The following is a 6287-nucleotide window of genomic DNA, read 5'->3' as shown; positions in this document are numbered from 1 at the left end:
CCCGAGGGAGGGCCCGGTCCCGCGTGTTTATCGCGGGACCGGGCCCTCCGTCGTGAGATCAGCGGCCGTACGGGGCGTTGCCCGTACCCGGCCACCGACCCGCCTCAGACGATCGGGGGCTCGAAGTCCCAGTACGGGCGGTTGCGGGAGCGTGCCGAGACCGTGTGGACGTGCTGGGAGCCGAGCGTCGACACCAGATCTCCCAGCGCCTCGCTCTCCACCTTCTCGGCCCGCTGCCGGTCCCGGATGCCGCGGAGGTCCGCGGCATGGGCGATCCGGGCGGAGAGGGTCAGCGGATGGGTCCTGCCGAGTGCCTCGACGGCCCGCGTGATGACCGAGTCCGTCAGCGCGACGGCGGATTCCGGGTCGCCCACCAGATTGCGCAACGCCGAGGCGTTGATCGCACAGCCCAGGGTCCAGGGGTGGTTCTCGCCCACGGCCGTCGTCATGGCGGAGAGCGCCTCCTCCAGGAGTGCGTGGGCGTGATCCCGCTCCCCCACGTTCCGCAGGATCAGGGCATGGTTGGCCCGGGTTCCGGCCACAAAGGGATGCTCCTCACCGAGCATGTCCACGTAGCCGCCGACGACCTTCTCGCTTATTCCCCTGGCCTGGTCGATGTCTGCGTGCTCACGCGCGAAGCAACTCTGACCGGCCGCGAACATCATGGTCAGCGGGTCGCCCTCGCCCAGCACCCGTTCACATCGCTCCAGGACTCGGGTGAACAGGGCCGAGGCCCTGGTCCGCTCCCCCGAGCGGTAGTGGCACAGCGCGAGGTTGTACTCGGCTCGCAGGGTCTGCGGGTTGTCGTCGCCCAGGACCAGCCGGTGCACCCGGGCGCTCTGGTTCTGCAGCGACAGCGCTTCGCCGTACCGGCCGAGCAGGCGCAGGTCGGTGGCGTAGTTGATCTCGGAGAACAGGGTCCAGGGATGGCGTTGGCGCAAGAGCTGCCGCCGGGACTCCAGGGTTCGCCGATTGAGCTCCAGGGACTCCTCGTACCTGCCGAGAAGCCGCAGTGTGACGGCCAGGTTGTTCTGCGCGTTGAGCGTGCGCGAGTCCTGGTCGCCCAGCAGTTCGCGGTAGGCGACGAGGATCCAGGTGGACATCTCCAGTGCCTCGTCGTAGCGGCCGAGGCCACGCAGGTCGGCGGCGAGGCCACCGGCAGCGCGCAGGTGTTCCAGGTCCTGTGCGCCGCGTTCGGTGCGCAGATGGTCGACGGCGGCCCGCTCGATGGCTTCCGTGCCGGCGTAGTCGCCGACGGCCCTCAGCAGGTTGGCGTAGTTGTAGCTGAGGTCCCAGACCCTGGGATGGTTCTCGCCGAGGATTTCCCGCCATGCGTTCATGGCGCGTTCGCCCAGTTTGATGCCGGCCCGGTATTCCCCGGAGAGGTACATGTAGCGCAGGCAGTTGAGGACGAGGGTCTGCACCGCAGGGTCGGTGCTCCTGAGTACGTCGGCCCACTTCAGGTGCGGGGTGATCTCGGCATACGCGGGCCACAGACGGGTGTCGGTGGGCCGTCCGGGGTCCGCGGCCACGAGAGCGCGGCGGACCACATCGATGAACTCCTGGCGGTCCCGGGCCGGCATGTCGTGGCCGACGATCTGGTGGACCATGCGGTGCATGTAGATCGATTCGCCCGACGACGCCGCGTCGGCGACCGACTCGTGCGACTCCAGCCGGACCACGGAGTACTGGCGGAGCTGACCGATCGCCTTGTTCCACAGCAGCGGATCGTTCATCAGGCCGGATACCTGCTCCGGCAGTTCTCCCGTGGGCATTTCCTTCAGCAGCCGTACGGGGATGGAGCCCGGTGCGAAGAAGCTGCACAGGCGCAGCAGGTCGACGGACTCGGGGACGGTGTCCTTGAGCTTGTTCAGCAGTATCGACCAGGCGGTCTGGAAGGCGAGCGGGAAGTCCGCGGAGACCTTGACGACGTCCTGGTCGATGCCGCCTTCGAGGAGTTCGATGTACTCCTCGACCGACATGTCGGAGTCGTTGAGCCAGCCCGCCGTCTGGTCCAGGAGCAGCGGGAGGTCTTCGAGGGCGTCGGCGAGCTGGTCGGCCTCGGCCGGGGTCAGGCGCGGGGCCCGTCGGCGGATGAAGGCGACGGACTCCTCGCGGTCGTAGACCGGGACCTCGACGAGGTTGCTGTTGTGCTCGCTCCACTCCGGGTTGCGGGAGGTGATCAGGACGTGGCCGGGGCCGGTCGGCACCAGGTCCCAGATGTGTTCGGGTTCGTCGGCGCCGTCGAGGACCAGGAGCCAGTGGGAGTGCGGTTCGCCGCGGCGCAGCGCGTCGCGTACCGCACGGAGCCGTTCGCCGTACTCGGCGCCGGTGGACAGGCCCAGTTCGGGGGCGAGTTCGGCGAGTTTCTGGCGGTAGAGGGCGCGCCGGTCGGCGGGCACCCACCACACCACGTCGTACTCGGAGCCGAAGCGGTAGACGTACTCCGCGGCGAGCTGGGTCTTCCCGACGCCGGACATGCCGTGCAGCGTCACGACTCCGGCACCGGGTCCGGCGTCCTGGAGGGACCGGTACGCCTTGCTGAGCAGTTCCTCACGGCCGGTGAACCGGGTGTTGCGGCGCGGCACCCCGCCCCACACCTCGGGGGTGTCTGCCGGGTACCGGGGCCCCTGCCCGGTCTCGACGGACTCGGGCAGCGGGTCGGTGGGCAGGCCCAGGCGGTTGAGGAGGCGTCGTTCGGCCTCGTCCGCGCCGACGTTGGTGAGGTCGGCGGCGCCGAGGACGGAGGTGGCGCCGGGCAGCGCGGAGGTGGTGACGCTGACGGCGGCGAAGCGGTCGGGGTCGGGGGCGACGACCTCCCGCAGGGCTCTGTTCCACTCGTCGTGGCTGCGGGGGCCGAGCTGGAAGTACCAGTCGCTGAGGATCACCAGGACGCGGCCGCGGGACAGCATCAGATCCCGCAGCGACTCCTCCAGCGGAACCTCCACCGGAGGGTCCCACCGCTGCTGGACGACCGTCACTCCGCGGCGCTCCAGACGGTCTCCGATCCACGCCGCCCAGGCGCGGTTGAAACCGGCGAAACTGATGGTGACGGCCTGCACCCCGGGTGCTCCAACTGGCTTACGCGTTCCGGGCATTCAACCGTCTCCCTGCCTCGACTCGAGCCTTGTCAACATACACCGGAGCATGGTCGCTCCGGCCGGTGTCGCGGGAGCCGCTCACTGCCTTCGCGAGCCGTTCCTCTGCTGCCATATCACCCTCGTGGTGGCCACGTACGCCTCCGCGCGCGCGAGATGACCCGCGGGAGGCGGACAATCGACCAGACGGTGGTAGAGCGTGATCATCTCGTTGACCAGCACCCGGCCTTCCCGGGTCAGTGCCGCCGATCCCGCCAGCACGGGCAGCACGGCCCCGACCTGTTCACGGCAGCGGGCGTGCTCGGCCCAGGCCAGGTCGCGGTGGGTGACGCGCTGCGCGCCGAGCGCGAACCGCTGCCAGTAGTCGGCCAGCGCGATGTGCGAATAGGCGCCCTGGAGCAGGCCGTCGAAGGGCCTGGGATCGGAGCGCCAGGGGGCGAAGTGGCGTGGTGCCGCGTCCTCGTGGTGCAGCGGTACGAGGGCGCCCAGCGCGGCCAGTTTGGTGTGCTGGAGTTCATGGACGAGGGTCGAGGCGAAGTAGGCGGGGGTGGCCGGTTTGCTGCTGAGGACGGCGCCGAACGCCTCCCGCCTGGTGCCGCTGCAGTGCGCCGCACCCTCTCCGATCGGTCCGGAGCCGGGTGGCGGTCCGAGCGGCACCAGACAGCGCAGCAGGACGGCCGCTTCGGTGAGGCGGTGCTCGCCGCCGATGCGGAGCAGGGGCTCCACTCCCGACCAGGACTCGGTCCATGCCTTGCGTTCGTAGTCGTCGATATGGGTGGCGGCGCTCAGCCCGTGGCGCCGGAGTCCGCCGCCCTCGGTGCGGTACGGGTCGACGTCGTCCAGGGGTACGGGTCCGGCGCCGGGCAGTACGGCGGGCAGGGCGAGCACGGGCAGCCAGCGCGGGTCGGCCGAGCCGGCCGTGCCGTCCCGCTGCGTATGTACGGTGATCGGTGGCCGGCCGTCGGCCTCACGTATCGTCAGTTCACCTTCCGAGAAGGCGATGCCGACCGGGCCGGAGGCCGTGCGGAGGGCGCCCAGGGTGGGGAGCGGGAGAAGTCCGTCGTGTGCGGTGAGCCGGGTCGTGAACGCGACTCCCGCGCGGATCGCGGCTGCGGCGGCGAGGGCGCTCAAGTGGTCGAGGTCCGCGTGGAGTTCGGGGCCGGGGACGGAGCCGGAGAGGCCGCGCAGGCAGCGCTGCGCCCAGGGGCCGGCGAGGGGGTGGAGCAGGACGGTGCGCACGGCCGTCCGGTCGGCACGTTCGGCCTTCTCCAGCAGTGCCCAGTCCTGGTGGAGCCGGTCGAATGCCCGGCGCGGGCAGACGGTCGTGGGGGCGGCGTCGGCTGCGTCGAGCAGGGCGCGCAGGAGGAGGAGCCGGCGAGTGTCCTGGTCGCGTACGAGGATGCGGAGGGTGTCGGCGTCGCCCTCGGTGCGGCCCAGTTGGCGCAGCATGTGGTCCGGGGGCGGGGGGCTCGGTGGGGGGCTCATCGGCGTGCTCCTGCGGTTGCGTCGGACAGCCGGCCCGCGATGTGGCGCACCAGCCGTTCGAGATCGGCGCAGTAGACGGACGGATTGGTGAAGCCGTTGTCTGCGCGGTAGCGGTGTGCGTAGTGGCCGCCGCCGCAGACGGTCAGCAGCGGGCAGGCGCGGCAGGCGTCGGCGAGCGCGTCGGCGCCTGCCTGGCGTGCGGCGACGCCGGGGTGGCGCAGAGCGTCGTCGAAGGTGTGGCGGAAGACGTCGAGCCCGGTGGCGGCGGCCGTGTCGTAGGCGGACTTGAGGGAGTCCACCTGCTCGATCGTCCCGTCGGTCTCGACCACGATCGCGTTGACGGGGTCGAGACCGAGGGACTCGGTGGCGGCGGGCAGGCCCAGCAGGAGGGCGATGCACTCCTCGAAGAGCCGCACCCGGGTCTCCCGGTGTGCGGCCGGCCACCAGCGGTCGAAGACGGTGGTGAGCCAGTCGCCGTACGGGGTCGGGCGGCCCGGTCCGGACTCCGCCGTTTCCCGGTCGGGCAGTCCCGGCGGGGGGGTCGTCCAGTTGCCGTGCGGCAGCAGCAGGTCCAGGGCCGGTGGGCGCAGGGTGAGCAGCGATTCGTACATCTCGACCGGGTCGGTCTGCGGGTCGACCACGGTGAGGATGCCCGCGTAGGCATCGGGGTGCCGGTCGGCGAGGAGCCGGGCACCGCGCGAGGCGGCGGGCCAGGAGGGTCGTCCCGCGTGGTCGGTGCGCCGGGTGTTGTGGGTGGCCAGGCCGCCGTCGAGGCTGATGCCGATGCGTATGCCGTGCCGGGCGAGCGTGGCGACGCGTGCGTCGGTGAGCAGGGTGGCGTTGGTCTGCACGGTGGTGTGGACGGTGCAGCCGGCGGGCACCAGATCGCGTACCCGGTCGGCGAGGGCAGCCAGTCGGCCGGCGCCCGCGAGGAGGGGTTCGCCGCCGTGCAGGACGAGGGCGACGTCGCGCAGTCCGTGGGCCGCGGCGTGTTCGGCGATCCGGTCCGCGGTGCGCTCCAGGACAGCGGGTGCGGCGGCGGCCGGGCGGGCGCGCCAGGTGCGGTCGGGGCCCTCGTAGAGGTAGCAGTAGCGGCAGGCGAGATTGCACCGGCCGTGCACCTTGACGATGAACTGCCCGAAGGGGACGGGGTGCCGACGGGTGCCGCCGGCTTCCGTGCGCGGGGGTGTGCGCGGCGTCGACTGTGGAGACACTCCGGCACCCCCGTGCTGCCTGTCTGCCGGGACGGCCCCCGTCGCCGGCCCGGGGCGAGTATCCCTGGCCTGCCGTACGGGCAAACCCGTCCCGGGCCATGATGTCCGGTTCAACCGGTCCACGGACCGAAATCGAGCGGCTCCCGCCCCGTCCCCCGGGGCTGCGGGGCACCCCGCCTCAGAAGGCGTTGGTGAATCCCCACAGCATTTCCCGCGGCTGCTCGGCCCGGCCGCACAGATCCGCGACCACCTCGCTGAGCACCGGGTGGTCCAGTGTCCGCAGCACCTCCAGATCGAGTTCCAGCAGATCCGGCAGCGCGTGCGGCCCGCCGGACGGTCCACTGCCCGGCCCGCCGTTGCCTGTCGACTCGCTCATCACGCCTCCCCGTAACGCGTACGGCCGCATCGGGCCCGCGGTCACTCGCTCGCCGTTGAGCGCGTCCCGTCGAGCCCGTGTCCCTGACACACGTACATCTACTCGCGTTGCGAT

The 6287-nt window shown here is 71.5% G+C and carries 4 protein-coding genes; all 4 read right to left on the bottom strand.

What is annotated here, in order from left to right; all coding sequences use genetic code 11:
- Positions 1-104: 104 nt before the first annotated feature.
- The 4 genes from fxsT to fxsA all read right to left on the bottom strand — a co-directional run bounded on the left by fxsT (position 105) and on the right by fxsA (position 6173).
- The gene (gene fxsT, locus ACFVYE_RS35340; RefSeq protein WP_389608167.1) at positions 105-3098 is read right to left on the bottom strand and encodes an FxSxx-COOH system tetratricopeptide repeat protein; all 2994 of its coding nucleotides are present in this window, start codon (positions 3096-3098) and stop codon (positions 105-107) included.
- 81 nt (positions 3099-3179) lie between these two features.
- Positions 3180-4583: an aKG-HExxH-type peptide beta-hydroxylase gene (locus ACFVYE_RS35335; protein WP_389608166.1), complete on the bottom strand. Its 1404-nt coding sequence runs from the start codon at positions 4581-4583 to the stop codon at positions 3180-3182.
- Positions 4580-5713, bottom strand: a complete 1134-nt coding sequence (locus ACFVYE_RS35330) for an FxsB family cyclophane-forming radical SAM/SPASM peptide maturase (RefSeq protein ID WP_389608171.1) — start codon at positions 5711-5713, stop codon at positions 4580-4582. Before ACFVYE_RS35330 ends, ACFVYE_RS35335 begins: the two co-directional genes overlap by 4 nt.
- A 262-nt stretch (positions 5714-5975) precedes the next feature.
- Positions 5976-6173: an FxSxx-COOH cyclophane-containing RiPP peptide gene (gene fxsA / locus ACFVYE_RS35325; protein ID WP_383971867.1), complete on the bottom strand. Its 198-nt coding sequence runs from the start codon at positions 6171-6173 to the stop codon at positions 5976-5978.
- Positions 6174-6287 lie beyond the last annotated feature (114 nt).

The organism is Streptomyces sp. NPDC058239 (genome assembly GCF_042882185.1).
Taxonomy (GTDB): Bacteria; Actinomycetota; Actinomycetes; order Streptomycetales; family Streptomycetaceae; genus Streptomyces.
The sequence above is the reverse complement of the archived record's forward strand: the minus strand, read 5'-3'. Positions and strand labels throughout refer to the sequence as shown.